Annotated in this window: 19 protein-coding genes; 10 read left to right on the plus strand and 9 right to left on the minus strand. The window is 73.3% G+C overall.

Annotated elements, in window-relative coordinates:
- Positions 1 to 2: 2 nt before the first annotated feature.
- The 5 genes from M3677_RS12630 (at position 3) to M3677_RS12650 (ending at position 5,417) form a co-directional block, all read left to right on the plus strand.
- Entirely contained in the window at positions 3 to 611 is a 609-nt protein-coding gene (locus M3677_RS12630) for a molybdenum cofactor guanylyltransferase (protein WP_251160722.1), read from the plus strand.
- Positions 612 to 615: 4 nt separating this feature from the next.
- Complete coding sequence (locus M3677_RS12635; RefSeq protein WP_251160723.1) at positions 616 to 948, plus strand: DUF6457 domain-containing protein; 333 nt, start codon at positions 616 to 618, stop codon at positions 946 to 948.
- Positions 945 to 2,141: a molybdopterin molybdotransferase MoeA gene (locus M3677_RS12640; protein WP_251160724.1), complete on the plus strand. Its 1,197-nt coding sequence runs from the start codon at positions 945 to 947 to the stop codon at positions 2,139 to 2,141. Before M3677_RS12635 ends, M3677_RS12640 begins: the two co-directional genes overlap by 4 nt.
- 106 nt (positions 2,142 to 2,247) lie before the next feature.
- A complete protein-coding gene (gene fdhD / locus M3677_RS12645; protein ID WP_066656158.1) occupies positions 2,248 to 3,114 on the plus strand; it encodes a formate dehydrogenase accessory sulfurtransferase FdhD in 867 nt (288 codons plus the stop codon).
- A gap of 38 nt (positions 3,115 to 3,152) precedes the next feature.
- Complete coding sequence (locus M3677_RS12650) at positions 3,153 to 5,417, plus strand: FdhF/YdeP family oxidoreductase (RefSeq protein WP_251160760.1); 2,265 nt, start codon at positions 3,153 to 3,155, stop codon at positions 5,415 to 5,417.
- A 145-nt stretch (positions 5,418 to 5,562) separates the two neighbouring features.
- On the opposite strand, the gene M3677_RS12655 is transcribed toward M3677_RS12650, so the two are convergent.
- The 5 genes from M3677_RS12655 to M3677_RS12675 form a co-directional block, all read right to left on the minus strand.
- On the minus strand, positions 5,563 to 6,432 hold the full coding sequence (locus M3677_RS12655) for a hypothetical protein (protein ID WP_251160725.1): 870 nt from the start codon (positions 6,430 to 6,432) through the stop codon (positions 5,563 to 5,565).
- Entirely contained in the window at positions 6,429 to 6,989 is a 561-nt protein-coding gene (locus M3677_RS12660; protein ID WP_066656163.1) for an RNA polymerase sigma factor, read from the minus strand. The genes M3677_RS12655 and M3677_RS12660 overlap by 4 nt, the downstream gene beginning before the upstream one ends.
- A gap of 67 nt (positions 6,990 to 7,056) precedes the next feature.
- Entirely contained in the window at positions 7,057 to 7,566 is a 510-nt protein-coding gene (locus tag M3677_RS12665; protein ID WP_251160726.1) for a hypothetical protein, read from the minus strand.
- 128 nt (positions 7,567 to 7,694) lie between these two features.
- Entirely contained in the window at positions 7,695 to 9,296 is a 1,602-nt protein-coding gene (locus tag M3677_RS12670) for an MFS transporter (protein ID WP_251160727.1), read from the minus strand.
- A gap of 188 nt (positions 9,297 to 9,484) precedes the next feature.
- A complete protein-coding gene (locus M3677_RS12675; RefSeq protein WP_066658679.1) occupies positions 9,485 to 9,709 on the minus strand; it encodes a PLDc N-terminal domain-containing protein in 225 nt (74 codons plus the stop codon).
- 111 nt (positions 9,710 to 9,820) lie between these two features.
- Here M3677_RS12675 and M3677_RS12680 point away from each other — a divergent pair, with 111 nt between their 5' ends.
- The 3 genes from M3677_RS12680 (at position 9,821) to M3677_RS18470 (ending at position 12,207) form a co-directional block, all read left to right on the plus strand.
- Positions 9,821 to 10,237 (plus strand): HIT family protein, encoded by a 417-nt coding sequence (locus M3677_RS12680; protein WP_209685867.1) that lies wholly within the window; start codon positions 9,821 to 9,823, stop codon positions 10,235 to 10,237.
- Between the two features lie 106 nt (positions 10,238 to 10,343).
- A complete protein-coding gene (locus tag M3677_RS12685) occupies positions 10,344 to 10,775 on the plus strand; it encodes a hypothetical protein (protein WP_251155735.1) in 432 nt (143 codons plus the stop codon).
- A 1-nt stretch (position 10,776) separates the two neighbouring features.
- The gene (locus tag M3677_RS18470) at positions 10,777 to 12,207 is read left to right on the plus strand and encodes an FtsX-like permease family protein (protein ID WP_251155734.1); all 1,431 of its coding nucleotides are present in this window, start codon (positions 10,777 to 10,779) and stop codon (positions 12,205 to 12,207) included.
- Between the two features lie 32 nt (positions 12,208 to 12,239).
- Here M3677_RS18470 and M3677_RS12695 read toward each other — a convergent pair whose 3' ends face one another.
- Together M3677_RS12695 and M3677_RS12700 are read right to left on the minus strand one after the other, a co-directional pair.
- Positions 12,240 to 12,668 (minus strand): hypothetical protein, encoded by a 429-nt coding sequence (locus M3677_RS12695; RefSeq protein ID WP_251160728.1) that lies wholly within the window; start codon positions 12,666 to 12,668, stop codon positions 12,240 to 12,242.
- 211 nt (positions 12,669 to 12,879) lie between these two features.
- The gene (locus M3677_RS12700) at positions 12,880 to 13,329 is read right to left on the minus strand and encodes a DUF4383 domain-containing protein (RefSeq protein WP_066656188.1); all 450 of its coding nucleotides are present in this window, start codon (positions 13,327 to 13,329) and stop codon (positions 12,880 to 12,882) included.
- Positions 13,330 to 13,490: 161 nt separating this feature from the next.
- On the opposite strand from M3677_RS12700, the gene M3677_RS12705 reads away from it, so the two are divergent.
- Positions 13,491 to 14,213 (plus strand): tyrosine-protein phosphatase, encoded by a 723-nt coding sequence (locus M3677_RS12705; protein WP_251160729.1) that lies wholly within the window; start codon positions 13,491 to 13,493, stop codon positions 14,211 to 14,213.
- 101 nt (positions 14,214 to 14,314) lie between these two features.
- Here the strand turns inward: M3677_RS12705 and M3677_RS12710 are convergent, their stop codons facing one another.
- Together M3677_RS12710 and M3677_RS12715 are read right to left on the minus strand one after the other, a co-directional pair.
- The gene (locus M3677_RS12710; protein ID WP_251160730.1) at positions 14,315 to 15,181 is read right to left on the minus strand and encodes an SMP-30/gluconolactonase/LRE family protein; all 867 of its coding nucleotides are present in this window, start codon (positions 15,179 to 15,181) and stop codon (positions 14,315 to 14,317) included.
- Positions 15,182 to 15,210: 29 nt separating this feature from the next.
- Positions 15,211 to 16,239: an LLM class flavin-dependent oxidoreductase gene (locus tag M3677_RS12715; protein ID WP_251155731.1), complete on the minus strand. Its 1,029-nt coding sequence runs from the start codon at positions 16,237 to 16,239 to the stop codon at positions 15,211 to 15,213.
- 59 nt (positions 16,240 to 16,298) lie between these two features.
- Between M3677_RS12715 and M3677_RS12720 the strand changes: the two genes are divergently transcribed.
- Positions 16,299 to 18,209: an ABC transporter ATP-binding protein gene (locus tag M3677_RS12720; protein WP_251160731.1), complete on the plus strand. Its 1,911-nt coding sequence runs from the start codon at positions 16,299 to 16,301 to the stop codon at positions 18,207 to 18,209.
- Positions 18,210 to 18,268 lie beyond the last annotated feature (59 nt).

The following is an 18,268-nucleotide window of genomic DNA, read 5'->3' on the forward strand; positions in this document are numbered from 1 at the left end:
GCATGACCTCCCCGGCCGCACCGCACCACGACGCCGTCCTGCTGGCCGGCGGCCGAGCGACGCGCATGGGTGGGATCGACAAGACCGCCCTCGTCGCCGACGGCGTCGCACTGTCCGACCACGCCGTCGCCGCGGCCGCCGGCGCTCGTCGGACCGTGCTCGTCGGGCTGCGGGCGGGACGGGGTGCACCCGCCGGGGTCGTGCACACGCGCGAGGACCCGCCCCTCGGCGGGCCGGTCGCCGCGATCGCCGCCGGACTCGCCGCCGTGGCCGACCCCGCGCCGTGGACGCTCGTGCTCGCGTGCGACCTCGTGCGCCCGGAGCCGGCGGCCGCGCTGCTGCTCGACGCCGCCGGCACGGCACCCGACGACACGGACGGCGTCGTCGCGGTCGACGAGGACGGGCGTCGCCAGCACCTGCTCGCGCTGTACCGCTCGGACGCGCTGCGCGCCGCGGTCCGGGCGCTCGGCGACCCGACCGGCGCGGCGGTGCGACGGCTGACCGACGGCCTCCGGCTCGTCGAGGTCCGGCTGCCCGCCGCACTCTGTGCGGACGTGGACGAACCGGAGGACGCCACGCGGGCCACGGCGGACGCCCGGCTGCTTGACTGACCGCATGACCACTGACGACGTCCTCGCCGCCTGGACCGCCGAGCTCGCCGAGGCGCTCGGCCTCCCCCAGGGCTCTGCGCTCGACCGCGACGTCGTGCTCGACCTCGCCCGTGACGCCGCGCACGGCGTGGCCCGTCCGGCTGCCCCGCTGACCACCTTCCTGGTCGGGTACGCCGCGGGGCTCCGCGGCGGGTCGGAGGCGGACCTGGCCGACGCCGCAGCGACCGCGACACGGCTCGCACTCGCGCACGGGGACGCCCCGGACACGACCGACGGCCCGGACGGACCCGAGCACACGGGCCGGACCGACGGCACCACCGGGTCCGACGCCCGGTGACGCTGGTCCTGCCGTCCTGGTCCGACGCCCGACACGAGGCACACCGGCAGGGCGTCCGCCTCGCCGCCGACACCGCCGCCGACCCGGGAGCCGGATCCGTCCGGCTCGACCTGGCGTCGGCGCTCGGCCGGACGCTCGCCGGCGACCTCGCCGCCCGCGGCGACGTCCCCGGGCACGACGGCGCAGCCATGGACGGGTGGGCCGTCGCGGGGCCGGGGCCGTGGGTGCTCGGCGCGCCGATCGTCGCCGGAGCGGTCCCCTCCGGCGCGCCGCTGACGACGGGGCACGCCCGACCGATCACGACCGGGGCACCCGTCCCGCCCGGCACGGCGGCCGTGGTGCGGTCCGAGGACGCCACCGTCGACGACGACGGCCGGTTGGTCCGCCACACGCCGTCCACCCGACGACACGTCCGGCCGGCGGGCGAGGAGGTCACCCGGGACCAGGTGCTGTTCACCGGCGGCACGGTGCTCACGCCTCCGCGTGCAGCGTTGGCAGCCGCCTCGGGGGTCGACGACGTGCGCGTCGCGCCGGTCCCGACCGCCCGGGTCGCGGTGCTCGGCGACGAGGTCGTCGGTGCCGGGGTCCCACGACCCGGACAGGTCCGCGACGTCTTCTCGCACACCCTTCCCGCGGTGCTCGGGACCTTCGGTGCCGACCCCGTCGCCGCGGACCGCGTGCCGGACGACGCCGACACCACCGCCCGCGTGCTCGACGCCGCTCGCGAGCGCCTCGTCGTGAGCACGGGCGGCACGGCCGGTTCGTCGACCGACCACGTCCGCGGTGCGCTCGCCCGGATCGGGGCCGAGCTGCTCGTCGACCGGGTCGACGTGCGTCCGGGTCGACCGATGCTGCTGGCCCGCCGGGGCGCGACGGTGTTCCTGTGCCTGCCCGGCAACCCGATGGCCGCGATGGTCGGCCTCGTGCTGCTCGGTGGACCGCTCGTCGCCGGACTGCTCGGGCGGCCGCTCGAGCCGATGGGACGGGTGCGGCTCGCGGTCGACGTGCCCAACGACCGGCCGGGCGCGCTGGTGCTCGCGTACCGCGCGACGCCCGAGGGTGCCGTCCCGGCGTCGCACCAGACCTCGGCGATGCTCCGGGGCCTGGCCGACGCGGACGGACTGCTGGTCGTCCCGGCCGGGGGCGGCGTGGCGGGCGAGGACGTGCCTCCCGTCCGGCTGCCGTGGTGCTGACGGGCGCACCGGACGGTCCGACGGCGGGCCTGAGGACCGCCACAGGACGGCGTGCGGGAACCGCACCGCCCTGGCGGGTGCCGGGCACGGGTGGTAGACCCGGAGCATGAGCCGGATCACGGCGCGGAAGCGCGTCACCCGCATCACCGTCGCGACGTCCCGGTCGGTGCGCGACGACCTGCTGGCCGTCGAGGAGCCGCTCGAGATCCGCGTCGGCGGGAACTCGCTCGCGATCACCATGCGGACGCCCGGCAACGACGTCGACCTCGCCGCGGGGTTCCTGGTGTCCGAGGGCGTGATCGCCCGGGGTGACGACTTCGCCGCCGCCCGGTACTGCGCCGGCGCGACGGACGAGGGGCTCAACACCTACAACGTGCTCGACGTGACGCTCGCACTCGGCGTCCCCGCGCCGGACCCGAGCCTGGAGCGCGCGTTCTACACGACGAGCTCGTGCGGCCTGTGCGGCAAGGCCAGCATCGACGCCGTGCGCACGACCTCGCAGCACAGCGTCCTGCACGACGACCTCGTGCTCGACCCGGCGCTCCTCGCGACGTTCCCCGACCGGCTGCGCGAGGCCCAGGACGTGTTCGAGAAGACCGGCGGCCTGCACGCCGCAGCGCTGTTCGACGGCGCCAGCGGGCGGATGCTCGTGCTCCGCGAGGACGTCGGTCGGCACAACGCCGTCGACAAGGTCGTCGGGTGGGCCGTGAAGGAAGGACGGCTGCCCCTGCGGGGCACGGTCCTCATGGTCTCCGGCCGGGCGAGCTTCGAGCTGACGCAGAAGGCCTCGATGGCCGGGATCCCGGTGCTCGCCGCCGTGTCCGCGCCGTCGTCGCTCGCGGTCGACCTGGCGAAGGAGGTCGGCATCACGATCGTCGGCTTCCTGCGCGGCCAGAGCATGGTCGTCTACAGCCGCCCCGAACGCATCACCGAACCAGCACCAGCCCCTCGAGAGACCGTGAGCGCACCGTGACCGAACAGCCCCCGAAGGACGACGTGACCGACGCCGAGATGACGGTCGGCGAACCGAAGGAGTGGGCCGCAGGCGTCCCCGGCGTCCTGCACTCGATGGCCCCGGCGATCGAGCAGCTGGGCGTGGCCCGCACCGCCAAGCTCATGCTGAACCTGAACCAGAAGGGCGGGTTCGACTGCATGAGCTGCGCCTGGCCGGACCCGGACAAGCGCAAGACCGCCGAGTTCTGCGAGAACGGCGCAAAGGCGGTCGTGTGGGAGGCCACCCCGCTGCTCGTGCCGCGCACGTTCTGGTCCGAGCACTCGGTCCACGACCTCGCCGACAAGACCGAGTACTGGCTCGGACAGCAGGGCCGCATCACCGAACCCGTGTGGAAGCCCGCGGGGAAGGACCACTACGAGCCGGTCAGCTGGGAGCGGGCGTTCCGGATCATCGCGGACAAGCTGAACGGGCTCGACTCCCCCGACCAGGCGTCGTTCTACACCTCCGGGCGCACCTCGAACGAGGCGGCCTTCGTCTACCAGCTCTTCGTCCGTGCCTTCGGCACGAACAACCTGCCCGACTGCTCGAACATGTGCCACGAGTCGACGAGCCTCGCGATGGCGGAGGTCGTCGGCATCGGCAAGTCGACCATCGCCTACGACGACTTCGAGGAGACCGAGCTCATCATCGTGATGGGCCAGAACCCCGGCACGAACCACCCCCGGATGCTCACCGCGCTCGAGGACGCCAAGGAGAACGGCGCCGAGATCGTCGCCGTCAACCCGCTCCCCGAGTCGAGCCTGAAGCGCTACAAGAACCCGCAGAAGGTCCGGGGCATCGTCGGCCGCGGGACCGAGATCGCCGACCAGTTCGTGCAGATCCGGCTCGGCGGCGACATGGCCCTGCTGCAGGCGCTCGCGAAGCGCGTCGTGCAGGCCGAGCTCGCCGCCCCCGGCACGGTCGTCGACCACGCCTTCATCGCCGAGCACACCAGCGGGTACGAGGCGTTCGTCGAGCACGTCCTGCGGGTCGACGACGACGAGGTCCTCCGCGCCACCGGCCTGACCACCGAGGAGATCGACGAGCTCGCCGAGCGCTACATGCGCTCCGAGCGGACGATCATCACCTGGGCGATGGGCATCACGCAGCACACCAAGGCCGTCGACACGATCAAGGAGATCATCAACCTCCTGCTCCTCCGCGGGAACATCGGCCGACCCGGCGCCGGCGCCTCGCCGATCCGCGGGCACAGCAACGTGCAGGGCGACCGGACGATGGGCATCTGGGAGCAGATGCCGGACAGCTTCCTCGACGCCCTGGCGGAGGAGTTCCACTTCGAGCCGCCCCGCGAGCACGGGGTCGACGCCCTGAAGGGCATCACGGCGATGCAGCGCGGCGAGATCAAGTTCTGGATGGGGATGGGCGGCAACCTCGTCGCCGCGATCTCCGACAGCCAGCTCGCCGAGGCGGCGTTCCGCGGCACCGAGATGACGGTGCAGGTGTCGACGAAGCTGAACCGGTCGCACGCCGTCGTGGGCGAAGAAGCCCTGATCCTGCCGACGATGGGCCGCACCGAGATCGACGTGCAGGCCGCGGGCCCGCAGTTCGTCTCGGTCGAGGACACCGTGTGCTCCGTGCACGGCAGCCACGGGCAGGTCCCGCCGGTCGCCCCCGGGCTGCTGTCCGAGGTCGCGATCGTCTGCGAGCTCGCGAAGGCCACCCTCGGTGACCGCGTGGCCGTCGACTGGCAGGGCATGCGGGACGACTACGACGTGATCCGCGACCACATCAGCCACGTCGTCCCCGGCTTCGACGACTACTCCCGCCGCGCCGCGAGCAAGGAGGGCTTCGTCCTGCCGAACGGTCCCCGCGACTCCCGGACCTTCGCCACGAAGACCGGCAAGGCGATGATCACCGTGAACGAGCTCGAGCACGTGGAGCGCCCCGAGGGCACCCTGCTGCTGCAGACGCTGCGGTCGCACGACCAGTACAACACGACGATCTACAGCCTGAACGACCGGTACCGCGGCATCAAGAAGGGCCGCCACGTCGTCTTCGTGAACCCGGACGACCTGGTCGAGCTCGGGCTGCAGGACGGCGACCGGGTGGACGTCGCGACGGTGTGGGACGACGACGTCGAGCGCGTGCTGCGCGACTACCGGGTCGTCGCGTACCCGAGTGCTCGCGGGTGTGCGGCGGCGTACTTCCCCGAGGCGAACGTGCTCGTGCCGCTCGACAGCGCGGCGAAGGGCAGCAACACGCCGGTGTCGAAGGCGGTGCCGGTGCGGTTGACACGGGTGGCGGTGCCCGCGGGCGTGTGAGGCACGCGGGCGGCGGCGCGTGACACGCGTCCTGCGACGAGACCGCTGTCGTTCGACAGCCGCGACGTCGCGGGACGCGCACCGCTGACGGACGGGAGGCACGGTGCCAGCCGGCACCGTGCCTCCCGTCCGTCGCGGTGCCGGGTCAGGGCTCCGGGTGCTCGCCCTGCCAGATCGTGTCGACGGCCTCGAACTCGCGCGGGTAGCACTGGGTGTCGTAGACCTCGATGCTCTCCGACGCGATGCCGTACCGGTACCAGGGCCCGTCGCCGCCCGGTGTCGAGCTCGACAGGCCGTCGGCGGCGTACGTGAGCGGGACGACGGCCATCGGGTGGCCGGCCTGCGCCATGCACGCCTGCAGCCGGTTGAACGCCGTCGTGTACTCCTGCAGCGTGACGACCCCGTCGTCGGTCTCGGCGTCCTGCTGCGGCGACGGTCCCGCGATCGTCGCCCGCTCCGTCCACGACGTCCACAGTGCCCACCGTGCCGATCCCGAGGCCGCGACCGTCACCCGCACCGCCCCGTCGTCGACCGGCAGGAGGCCCACCGTGACCGGATCGTGGCCGTCGCGTGCGGGTGTGCAGGACTCGCCGCCGACCGGGGTGCCGTCGACCTCGACGCGGAAGCTCCCGGCATCGAGGCAGGTCCACGCGACGGTGAGTGCGTCCGCACCGCGGGGCGGATCGACGACCGTCGTCGTCCGGTCCCCGTGCGCCACGAGGAAGACCGGGTCCCCGAGCACGCGCGCGTGGTCGCCCTCCTCGACCTGGTACCGGGCGGAGATCGCCAGCCCGGTCTCGACCGCGGCGTCGGGGTCCGCGCCCGGCAGCGCCGCTGCGGTGAGGCCGCCGGTCAGCCCGCCGCCGACCACGAACGCGGCGAGGACCGCGAGCACGGTGGCACGCGTCGGGCGTCGGTGACGGGCCGGGGCCGTCCCCGGAGCACCGGTGCGGTCGACCTCCGCGACGAGCGCGTCGCGCATGGCGGTCAGGCGGGGGGAGAAGTCGTCGTTCACAGTGCGCCTCCGAGGGGTTCCGCTGTGGCTGTGTACCGCTTGTGGAGCCGGGCCTTCGCCCGGTGGAGTCGGGACTTGACGGTCCCGGGGGCGACGCCGAGCACCGCCGACGCCTCGCGCTCGCTGAGTCCCTCGAGCACGCAGAGGGTCAGGACGCGCTGGTCGTCGAGCGACAGCCGCCCCATGGCCGCGACCGCACCGCCGTCGCCGAACTGCTCCGCGGGGTCGGGCGCCGGCTCGGGCGCCGGGAACCGGCCGAGGAACGCCCGGTGCCGGTGCGCCGACCGGGTGACGTTGTGCGCGGTGTTCGTCGCCGTGACGAGGAGCCACGGCAGGAGCGAGTCGTCGACGAAGCGGACGTGGTCACGGCGCCGCCAGGCCTCGAGGAAGGTCATCGCGACGACGTCGTCCGCGTCGGCCGGTGCTGCTGCCGGGACGAGGCCGACGGCATGTCGCCGGAGCCTCGCGGCGTGACGGTCGAAGACCCTGCCGAAGGCCTGCCCGTCCCCCGCGAGGCTCAGGGCCCAGTCGGCCCGGTCCCCCGTGATCTGGTTCATGTCAGGTGGTGTCCGCACCGACGCGATCGGTTCCCGGCTCGGCGTGTCGCGCGCGGGCGCGGCGTGTTCAGCGCTGGTCGGCGGCCTCGCGCGGCTCCGTGATCCGCTCCCCGGTCTGCGGGTCCCAGCCGATGGTCCTCGGTTCCTGCGCACGCGGGCGTCGCTCCCAGCGAGGGAACCACGGGCGTGCCGACGGCAGGTACAGCAGCACGGCCGCGGCGACGACGGCGACCGGCTCGAGCGTGGGCCGGTCCGCGCTCCCGACGGCCACGGCGATCACGACGTCCACCAGGGCGAAGGCACCCATCACCCCGAGCCACACCCGCGCGGTGCCGGAACAACGCCACACGAGCAGGGTCGCCCAGGCGAGCAACGCGCAGATCCCGATGCCGAGCACCCCACCGATCGCGGCGATGAACCAGCCACCGGACTCGTCCTGCGCCAGCTGCACCGATGCCACCGAGAGCGTGGCGACCCGTACCAGCAGCACGACCGCCCAGATCGCCACGGCAGCGGTGACCACCGTCGGTCGTCGCAGCGGTCGGTCGCTGTCCTGCGCGCGCTCGTCCGTCGTCACGGTGCCCCCTCCGGTCGGTCGCGGACTCGCCGCCCGCGTACCGCGACGGTAGCGGAGTCGGTGCACGGCAGACCAGTCCCCCGCGTGGTCACCGGGCGGAGCCGGCACCCGCGGAGCCGTGTGTCGGCTCAGACGGACGCCTCCGTCCCGCGCACCTTCCCCACCACCACGTCGACGATGCCCGCGACGAGCGCCGCCGCGACGAACACCAGGGACACCCCGAGGCCGAGGGGCAGCCCCTGCGAGTAGTCGCCCTTCGTGCTCGCCAGCGACGAGTAGAACACGCTGCCGACCGCGGCGATGCCGATCGCCGAGCCGACGCGGGCCCCCACCTGGATGAGACCACCTGCGGACCCGCCCTGCTGGACCGGTACCTCGGAGAGCGTGAGCGTCTGGTTCGGCGAGATGGTGAGACCCGACCCGATGCCGGCGACGAGCAGCGGCAGCACGAGCCACCAGCCGAGGTCCGGGCCGTAGTGTTCCGCGACGACCCAGACGACCGCGCCGAGGCCGATGAGCACCAGCACGGTGCCGACCACGATGAGCTGCCGACCGAAGCGGTGCACGATCCGGCCGCCGACGGTCGACGCGATGCCCGAGCCGATGGCGAACGGCACCGACGCGACGCCCGCGAGCAGCGCGGAGTACTGCAGGCCCGACTGCAGCGCCAGGGTGAGGACGAAGAACAGCGGGGTGAACCCGGCGAAGTAGACCGTGGCGAGACCGACCCCGAGCGAGAACGACCGACGGCGGAACAGCCGCAGGTCGACCACGGGCTCGTGGTCCCGGCCGTAGCGGCGCTCCCAGAGCACGAACAGCACCGCGAACACCACCGCGGCGACGACGAGCCACCACTTGGCGTTGCTCTTCCACTGCTCCGACTGCACGAAGGGCAGCAGCAGCGCGACGACCGCGGCGCCGAGCAGGACGATCCCGACCGGGTCGAAGTCGTGCTTCTGGCCGCGCTCCGCCTTCGGCGTGGTGGGCAGGTAGCGGAAGGCGAGCAGGATCGTGACGAGCCCGACGGGCAGGTTCACGAAGAAGACGAAGCGCCACCCGTTCTCGGTGCCGAACGCCGTGATGAGCAGGCCGCCCACCAGCGGACCGATCGCGGTGGCGATGCCGACGGTCGCGCCGAACAGGCCGAAGGCGGTGCCGCGCTCCTTGCCGCGGAACAGCTGCTGGATCAGCGCGGTGACCTGCGGGGTGAGCAGACCGCCGGCCAGGCCCTGCACCAGGCGGGCGACGACGAGCACGAACCCGTTCGGGGCGAAGCCGCAGAGCGCGCTCGCCACCGTGAAGAGTGCGACACCGACGACGAACATGCGGCGACGGCCGACGGCGTCACCGAGCCGGCCACCGGGCACGAGCAGCAGTCCGAACGCCAGGGCGTACCCGGACAGGATCCACTGGACGGCCTCGGGGGTCGCGCCGCTCAGGCCGCTCGAGATGGACTGGAGTGCGACGTTGACGATCGACACGTCGAGCAGGACGATGCCGCCGCCGAGCAGGCAGATGACGAGTGCCTTCCACCGGTTCGGGTCCGGGGCGTCGTCCTGCTGCTGCGCCGGTCGTCCGCCGGTCGGCTGCTGCTGGTCGGAGTGCTGCTCGGGGTGTTGCTCGGCCTGCGGCCCCGAGGGCTGCTCGGCGCTCGCGGCGTGGTGCGCGGTGTGGTGCGCGACGGTGGGAGCCGCATCGGGCTCGACGGGTCTGCGGTGTTCGGCTGCCATGACGATGCCACGCTAGGCCGGGCCCTCGGGGCGATCCGCAGGCTGTGCGGTTCTTGTCCCCCGATCCGACCCGCGGACGCCGAGGACACCGCGAACACCTCGGACACCTCGAACACCTCGAACACCTCGAACACCTCGAACACCTCGGACGCAGCAGACGCCCCGGACGGGCCGGAGGGGCCGGAGGGTCAGCGCCCCGTGCGCTGCAGGCCGTCCGCCGCCCTCCCCAGGAGCCAGTTGACCGCCCAACCGAGCACGCCGACGACCGGCACCAGGACGATGACGAGCGTCCAGACGATCTTCACCGCGTCGCTCCGGCGTCGGTCGCGCCAGACCTGCACCAGCGCCAGCACGTCCAGGGTCAGCAGCAGCACGAGCACCAGCACGTGGGCACCAGCGAGGTTCTCGAACACGTCGTCCTCCTTCGTCGTCGGAGGTCCCACGCTAGGACGCACCCCGTGTCGGTCGCGTCCTCCGCGAGGACGACCTCACTCCCCCTGGTCGGCGTCGACCAGACTGGAGCGATGGAGTCGTGCACGTTCTGCAGCATCATCGCCGGCGGGGAACCGGTCACCTGGGTCGAACGCGAGGAGCACGCCGTCGCCTTCGCCCCGCTCCCGGCGTCGGCGCTGGCGCCCGGGCACACGCTGGTCGTCCCGGTCGCCCACACCGCGGACCTGCTCAGCGCCGACCCCACCTCGCTCGCAGCCTGCACGGCGCTGGCGCGACGGGTCGGCCTCGCGCTGCGGGGTGCCCTCGGCGCGACCGGGACCGTCCTCCTGCAGGCCTCCGGCACCGACGCCGGGCAGAGCGTGCCGCACCTGCACTTCCACGTGGTGCCCTGCTGGCCGGACGACGGCACGACGCACTGGCCGGAGCCGCCGTCGGCGCACGTGCACGACGGCGATCCGTACGCCGACCTGCGGGCGATGTTCGAGTAGGCGCGGCACCGGATGTCATCCCGGAGGAGCACGTCGGTCCTCCGCTGTGCCGATCCCGCCGTGGGCCGCGGTGCGCTGTGATCGTCCCAGACACGAAAGGCTCGACATGCCCCGCTCCACGATCACCGCTCCCCTCGCCGTCGGCGTGCTCGCCCTCGGCGCCCTGACGCTCACCGGCTGCTCGGCCCTCGGCGACCTCGCCCACGACCGGGTGACCTCCGAGGCCTCGACCCGCGCCGACCTCGACTCCGCACCCGACTGGCTGCCCTCGGACGCCAGCGACATCACCTCGGTCGCAGGCACCGGCGGGAAGGGCTCCGACACGACCCCGACCACGCTGGTCTTCACGAGCACCGACGGTGTCACCGACGACGCCTGCAGCACGACGCCCCGGCAGTCCGCGCCGACGATGGACGTCGACGGTGCGCCGGACGTGTACAAGGCCACCTCGGTGCTGCGGTGCGGCCCGTGGTCGATGACGTCGACGGGTGACCGCTGGGTCGCCTGGACGCCGAACCCGGGCGACGGCGGGTCCTGACGTGCCCCGTCCCCGCGGCCGCCACCGACGCACGAGGACGCGGCGCGCCCGTCCGTTCGGCGAGCACCGCGCCACGGTCGCCGTCGCGGCCCTCTCCGCCGGCCTCGGCGCCCTCGTCGTCACCGGCGCCGAGGCCGCGCACCGGATCGTCGAGCTCGGCGAACGCACCGGGTCGAGCGCCACGGTGGCCGCGATCCTGCCCGTCGTGGCGTGGGTCTTCATCGGGATCGCCCTGTACGTCAGCGCCGTGGTCGCGTCCAACACCTGCGCGACCGTCATCGCCGGCCGCACCCGCTCGCTCGGACTGCAGCGTGTCCTCGGTGCCACCGGTCAGCAGCTCCGCTGGCAGGTCACCCGGACCGGGGCGACCTGCGGGATCGTCGGCGCCGCCGTCGGCACCGTCCTCGGCGCGGTCGTCGCGGACGCCGCGCTCGCCGTCGCCGCGGCCGCGGACGTGCTCCCGTCGCTCGGCGTCGTCGCCCCGCCGTCCCTGGTCCCGATCGGGCTCCTGGTCGCGGTCATCACGACGGTCGCGTTCCGCATCGGCTCCCGCGCCGTCCTCACCATCTCCCCGCTCCGCGCGCTCGAGGCCGGCGTCGAGGCCGCTCCCGGCACGACCCGTTCCGTCGGCCGCACGGTGACCGCGAGCACGCTCTCCCTGCTCGGCACGGCGGGGCTCGGCGTCGCCGTGGTGCTCGGCGCGACGAGCGTCGACTCCCTGCTGCTCGCGGTGGCCTGCGGTGCCCTGTCGTTCACGGGCGTCGTGGTCGCCGCCCCGGTGCTGCTCCCCGCCGTCCTGCGGATCGCGGCCGCCGCGTCCGCCCGGTCGGTCGTGCCGGCGATGGCCGCACGGAACTCGCTCCGGGCGCCGAAGCGCACCGCCCGCGCGACGGTGGGGCTGCTCATCGCGGTGACGCTCATGGCCACGTTCGCCGTCGGGTTCTCGACCTACGCCAGCATGCTCCAGGGCCAGGCCGCGGACGACCCCGAGTACTACCGCGGTATCCAGGAGCAGTTCGACCAGCTCGCGGTCATGTTCACCGGCCTCGTCGGTGCCGCCGGGGTCATCGCGGCCGCCGGGGTCGTCGCCGTCACGGCCCTGACGACCGCGCAGCGGGGACGTGAGCTCGGACTGCTCCGGGTGGTGGGCGCGACGCGGCAGCAGGTCCGCGCGCTCGTCCTCGCGGAGACGGCGATCACGGTCGCGGTCGCGGTCGTGCTCGGCGGGCTGCTCGGCACCGCGTACGGCTGGGCCGGGGCGTACACCCTGCTCGGCGCGACGAAGGGTGCGGAACTCATCGCGCCCGTCGTGCCGCTCTGGCTCGTGGTCGTCGTGGTGGTCGGCGCTGCGGGCACCGGGCTCGCCGCTGCGCTCGGCCCGGCGGCACGAGCCGTGCGGGCGGCCCCGGTGACCGCGCTCCGGTACGAGTAGCGCCCGACGGGGCCGGGGGGGGTGTCGCGGGGTCAGCCGGCCGCCCGGCGCACGAGCTCCCGGAGCCGCTGCTCGACCTCGTCGGTCCACTCGACGACGGCGAACGAGGTCGCCCACATCACGCCGTCGTCGAGCGTGGCGTCCTCCTGGAACCCGACGGTCGCGTAGCGCGCACCGAACTTCGAGGCCGGCTGCACGAAGGTGACGACCTTGCCGTCCCGCGCGTACGACGGGAACCCGTACCAGGTCTTCGGATCGAGCTCCGGAGCGACCTCGGTCACGAGCACGTGGTAGCGCGCGGCCAGGACCTGGTCGAAGCCCTCGAGTGCCTCGATCGCGGCCGTGCACGCCTCGCGCTCGGCCTCGCGCTTCGCGGCGCCCTTCAGCCCGCGCGTCGCCTTCCGTTCCGCTGCTGCCTGCTGCATCGCGGCTCGCTCCGCGTCGCTGAACACCTCGGCCATGCCCGTCTCCCTCACCGATCCGCCCGGTCCGCGACCGGTGCTGACGGCATCCTGGCACCGCCGGTGCGGACCGCGCGACCCGGCGGACGGGAGGCACGGTGCGGGTCGACCACGAGCCTCCCGTCCGTCCCGGCGCACGCCCGTGGCCCACGGACGACAGGAGCGCGCCGGTCCGAGGACCGACGCGCTCCTGTCTGCGCTGGGCTGGGTGTCAGCGGGTGGTGCGTCCGGCGCGGGGCAGGAGCACGCCGAGGACGATCATCGCGACGGCGAGGAAGGCGTGCAGGACGTTGTCGGCGCTGTTCAGCGGGACGAAGTTCGCAGCCCCGGCCATGCCGGCGACGAAGAGGCCGAAGACGAACAGCACGGCGTAGACGATGCCGCCGATGAGCAGGTACGAGCGCGAGCCCGCGGCCGAACGGGCGGCGAGCAGGCCGACGATGCCGAACAGCAGGTGCACGATGTTGTGGAGCACCGACACCTGGAACAGGCCGAGGAGCATGGCCATCGAGCTGTTGCCCGCGAAGGACAGCGTGCCCATGTCCATCGTGAGTCCGGGGATGAAGCCGGCGATGCCGACGATGAGGAAGACGATCCCGAAGAGCAGTGCGCCCTTCTGGACGAGGGTCGAACCGGTACGGGGGGTTGCTGCGCTGGACATGTGGTCTCTCCTTGTGTGCGAGGACCGGGTCGTGGTTCCGGTCGGGGACGTGACGCGTGTCACGCTCGGTTGCCTTTCACGGTAGACATGCAGCCTGCTCTCGGTTTCCCCCCGTCCGGGGGCACGCGCCGAACGGACAGGACCCGTCGTACCGTGGAAGGGTGCGGGAACTCGACTGGGACGGCTACCGGAACGTGCGGGACCTCGGCGGGCTCCCCACCCCGTCGTCCCCGACCGGTGCGACGCAGCGCGGCCGGATCGCACGCGGCCCGCGCCGCGAACTGCTCACTGACCGGGGCTGGCAGGACGCACGCGTGTGGGGTCTCCGGTCGGTGGTCGACCTGCGGTGCGCCGACGAGGTGGGGCGTCGCGACGGCGATCCCCTCGTCGCTCCGGACGCCCTCACCGACATCACCGTCGTCGCGGCCCCGACCGAGGACCAGGACGACCCGGAGTTCCGCGAGGTGTGCTTCCCGATCCTCGACTCCCCCGAGTACTGGCGGCACAACTGGCGGATCCTGCCCGACCTGGTGCTCGGTGCGCTGCGGGCGATCGCGGACGCGCCGTCCGGGGTGCTCGTGCACTGCAGTGCGGGGCGCGACCGGACGGGCATGATCAGCACGCTGCTGCTCGCGAACGCCGGCGTCCCGCCGACTGCCGTCGCCGAGGACCACGCGGCTTCCGTCCGCGCGATGGCCGGCACCGGGACCCACGCTCCGGGTGACCGCCAGGCGACCTGGGATGCCGACCAGGTGACCGAGTGGCTCGCCACCGTCACACCGATCGTCGAGGACGTCGCCGCCGACGTCGACGCGGCGTTCGCCGCCGTCGGTGCCGACGACGACCTGAGCGCACGGTTGCGCGCCCGACTCACCACCCCCTGACCACGCGGGAGCCGTCGGACGGGAGGCGCGGTGCCGGCCCGCACCGCGCCTCCCGTCCGTCAGCTGCGCCCCGCCGTCGACTGCTCAGGTCGGTCGTGTGGTCACGGCCCGGGGACGGTGACGCGGACGGCGCTGATCCGCCCGGCGCGCGTGCGCGCCGTGGTGTCCGGGTCGTAGCTGTCGGCGGTGGCGAGGTAGAGGGTGCGACCGTCCTCGCCGCCGAGCGCGCAGTCGATCGCGCACAGGCCGGGGGCGTCGATGCGGTCGGTGACCTCGCCGCCCTCGACGACGCGGAGGAACTCCCCCGTGTCCACCGAGCAGACCCAGATCGCGCCCTCGGCATCGACCGTGCTGCCGTCCGGCGTGACGCCCTCGGGCAGCGTCGCCCACTCGCGGCGGCCGGTGAGCGACCCGTCCGGCTCGATGTCGAACGCGGTCAGTCGACCACCCCAGGTCTCGCTGACCACCAGGGTCCGCGTGCCGGGGAGCACGTTCGCGCTGTTCGGGAACACCAGGCCGTCGGCGGCGAGCCGGGCGGAGCCGTCCTGGTCGACGACGTAGAGCGGTCCCGGGCGGAGTTCTTCACCGCCGTACAGGTCGTAGCCGAACGCGCCGACGTACGTCCGGCCGGTCGCCTCGTCGACGACCAGGTCGTTGAGGAGCGACGGTTCGGTCGACGACAGGTCGGCGAACGGCTCGTTCGAGCCGTCGGGACGCACGACCTGGATCGTCCGGGCGTTCATGGCACTGACGATCAGCCGACCGTCGGCGAGCCACCCGAGGCCGGACGACTGGCCGTCGATGGTCGTCTCGAGGCGTGGTCGCGCGTCCGCCGCACCGGGGTCGACCGAGAAGACCTCGCCCGTGTGCATGTCGGAGTACCAGAGCCGGCCGTCGTGCCAGCGGTTGCCCTCGGGGAAGCGGATGCCGGAGACGACCTCGGTCGCGGAGTCGATGGTGGTGTGCACCCGTCCAACCTGCCACTCGGGACTGGCGGTCACCTGGCGCTCGTGGCCGGGGTCCAGCCGAGCTCGGGGCCGAGCCGACCGGCCATGTCCTCGATGATCTGCGCGTAGTCGTCGGGTGCGAACGAGAACGGCAGCGCGAAGGCCACCTCCGTCGCCACCTGGTACCCGGCGTCGGCGCGGAGTCGATCGGCGATCTCGGCCGAGCTCCCGACCAGGTCGGCGGCGAACAGCAGCTTCCCCGGCCCCTGCGGGACCCCGACCCGACCGGCTCGCGCCGCGGCGTAGGCCCGGTACCGCTCGACCTGCTCCGGCGTCGCCGAGTCGGTCGGGATGACCACGAGGCCCTGCGAGACCCGCGCCGCAGCAGGATCCGGGTGCGCGTCGAGGTAGGCGTCGACCTGCGCGCGCTGGTTCGCGGCGAAGTCCGTGCCGACCTCGCTCCGGGTCACGCTCGAGGTGAGCAGGTGGAAGCCGTGCTCGGCCGCCCACACCGCGGACCGCGTGCTGCCGGTGCCGTACCAGATCCGGTCGGCGAGACCCGGGCTCTGCGGTTGGACGGTCGTGGCGAACTCCTCGATCCCCCGGCGCTCCACGGCCGCCGTGACGGGGTCGCCGCGCACGAGGTCCCGGAAGCGCAGGAGTCGGTCGTTGCCGAGGTCCTCGTGCTCGGCGGTGTCCGGGTGGATCGCGTCACGGTAGAGGTCGTAGTGCATGGGCGTCCCCACGGAGAAGCCGGGCTGCAGCCGACCGCCGAGCAGCACGTCCACGGTGCCGAGGTCCTCGGCGAGACGGAACGGGTTCTCGGCGCCGATCGGGGTGACCGCGGTGCCGAGGGCGATCCGCGAGGTGCGCTGCGAGGCTGCGGCAGTGATCGCCACGGGCGACGAGATGCCGTGCTGCAGGTGGCGGTGCCGGAGCCAGGCACTGTCGAAGCCGAGGGCCTCGGCTCGCTCGATCACGCGGAGCGTCTCCTCGTGGCCGTCGGCCGGGCGCACGGGGTCGAACGAGCCGATGGTCAGGAAGCCGAGGCGCTCGAGGGGCCGGTCGTCGGAGGGCATGCTCCGATCGTCGCAGACCGGGGCGCGGGGCGTCGGTGGTCCCGACGTATCCTGGCTGCATGAGCATGGAAGGCGCTGCCTGGAGCTCGCTGTACAAGATCTCGTCCGCGAAGGACGCCGGGCGGGGCTTCTCCCGCGAGTCGCTCCGACGGATCATGACGTTCGCCGTGCCCTACAAGGTGCAGCTCGTGGTGTTCATCGCGCTGTCCGTCGTGGGGGCGTTCCTCGCGGTCGCGACGCCGGTGCTCGCTGGCCAGGTCGTCGACGTCATCGCGGCCCGCGGCGCCGGGTCGACGATCGTCTGGTTGGCCCTGGTCATCGCGCTCGTGGCCGTCGCCGACGCCGCGTCGTCGCTGCTCACCCGTTGGTACTCGGCGCGGATCGGCGAGGGCGTCATCCTCGACCTCCGCACCGCGGTGTTCAACCACGTGCAGAAGATGCCGATCGCGTTCTTCACCCGGACCCGGACCGGCGCGCTGGTCAGCCGGCTGAACAACGACGTGATCGGCGCGCAGCAGGCCTTCAGCGGGACGCTCTCCGGCGTCGTCACGAACTCCGTGGCACTCGTGCTGACCCTCGTCGTCATGCTCAGCACCTCGTGGCTGGTGACGGTCATCGCCGTCGTCATGCTCCCGGTGTTCCTCGTCCCCGCACGTCGGATGGGCAGCCGCCTCGCCGCGCTCCGCCGCGAGGCCGCCGACCACAACTCCGCGATGAGCACCCAGATGACCGAGCGGTTCTCCGCACCCGGCGCGACGCTCGTCAAGCTGTTCGGGCGCCCCGACGAAGAGGCCGAGGAGTTCCGCGTCCGCGCCGCCCGCGTGCGGGACATCGGCGTCCGCACCGCGATGCTGCAGTTCGTCTTCGTCACCGCACTCATGCTCGTCTCGGCGCTCGCGCTCGCACTCGTGTACGGCCTGGGCGGCACGCTCGCCCTCGGTGGCCAGCTGAACACGGGCGACGTCGTCACCCTCGCACTCCTGCTCACCCGCCTCTACGCACCGCTCACCAGCCTGGCGAACGCGCGCGTCGAGATCATGAGCGCCGTCGTGAGCTTCGAGCGCGTCTTCGAGGTGCTCGACCTCCGGCCGCTCATCCAGGAGAAGCCCGACGCCGTCACCCTGCCCGACGGCCCCGTCGCGGTCGAGTTCGACGACGTCCGCTTCGCCTACCCGTCCGCCGACAAGGTCTCCCTCGCCTCGCTGGAGGAGGTCTCCACGCTCGACACCCGCGGCGGTGACGAGGTCCTGCACGGTGTCTCGTTCCGGATCGAGCCCGGGCAGACCGTCGCCCTGGTCGGGTCCTCCGGCGCGGGCAAGTCCACGATCGCGCAGCTGCTCTCCCGCCTGTACGACGTCGACAGCGGTGCCGTCCGACTCGCCGGGACGGACGTGCGCGACGTCACCTTCGCGTCACTGCGGCACACGATGGGCATGGTCACCCAGGACGGGCACCTGTTCCACGAAACCATCGGCGCCAACCTGCGCCTCGCCCGCCCCGAGGCCACCGATGACGAGGTGTGGGACGCCGTCCGACGTGCGCGCCTCGAACCGCTCATCCGGTCGCTGCCCGACCAGCTCGACACCATGGTCGGCGAGCGGGGCTACCGACTGTCCGGCGGCGAGCGCCAGCGCATGACGATCGCCCGGCTCCTGCTCGCGCAGCCCCGCGTCGTGATCCTCGACGAGGCGACCGCCGCGCTCGACTCGACGTCCGAGGCCGCCGTGCAGGCCGCCCTGAGCGAGGCACTCGACGGTCGCACGGCGATGGTCATCGCGCACCGCCTGTCGACCATCCGGAGCGCGGACCTCATCCTGGTCATCGAGGACGGCTCCGTCGTCGAGCGCGGCACGCACGAGGAACTCCTCGCCGCGGGCGGCCGGTACGAGGAGCTGCACCGGACCCAGTTCGCCGTCCAGGCGGACCAGGCGCCGGACCCCGCTCCGCTCCCGGAGACCAGCGTCCGCTAGCACCTCCCGTCGCGGCACCTCCACCTGCACGACACCTCAGCCGATCCGCCGGACCTCGG

Origin of the sequence: Curtobacterium sp. P97 (assembly GCF_023712445.1) — a bacterium.
Taxonomy (GTDB): Bacteria; Actinomycetota; Actinomycetes; order Actinomycetales; family Microbacteriaceae; genus Curtobacterium.

Coding starts and splice junctions, on each gene's coding strand:
- M3677_RS12630 (WP_251160722.1), top strand. CDS start 3: ATGACCTCCCCGGCCGCACCGCACCACGACGCCGTCCTGCTGGCCGGC.
- M3677_RS12635 (WP_251160723.1), top strand. CDS start 616: ATGACCACTGACGACGTCCTCGCCGCCTGGACCGCCGAGCTCGCCGAG.
- fdhD (WP_066656158.1), top strand. CDS start 2,248: ATGAGCCGGATCACGGCGCGGAAGCGCGTCACCCGCATCACCGTCGCG.
- M3677_RS12650 (WP_251160760.1), top strand. CDS start 3,153: ATGACGGTCGGCGAACCGAAGGAGTGGGCCGCAGGCGTCCCCGGCGTC.
- M3677_RS12660 (WP_066656163.1), bottom strand. CDS start 6,989: ATGAACCAGATCACGGGGGACCGGGCCGACTGGGCCCTGAGCCTCGCG.
- M3677_RS12670 (WP_251160727.1), bottom strand. CDS start 9,296: ATGGCAGCCGAACACCGCAGACCCGTCGAGCCCGATGCGGCTCCCACC.
- M3677_RS12680 (WP_209685867.1), top strand. CDS start 9,821: ATGGAGTCGTGCACGTTCTGCAGCATCATCGCCGGCGGGGAACCGGTC.
- M3677_RS12685 (WP_251155735.1), top strand. CDS start 10,344: ATGCCCCGCTCCACGATCACCGCTCCCCTCGCCGTCGGCGTGCTCGCC.
- M3677_RS12695 (WP_251160728.1), bottom strand. CDS start 12,668: ATGGCCGAGGTGTTCAGCGACGCGGAGCGAGCCGCGATGCAGCAGGCA.
- M3677_RS12700 (WP_066656188.1), bottom strand. CDS start 13,329: ATGTCCAGCGCAGCAACCCCCCGTACCGGTTCGACCCTCGTCCAGAAG.
- M3677_RS12715 (WP_251155731.1), bottom strand. CDS start 16,239: ATGCCCTCCGACGACCGGCCCCTCGAGCGCCTCGGCTTCCTGACCATC.
- M3677_RS12720 (WP_251160731.1), top strand. CDS start 16,299: ATGAGCATGGAAGGCGCTGCCTGGAGCTCGCTGTACAAGATCTCGTCC.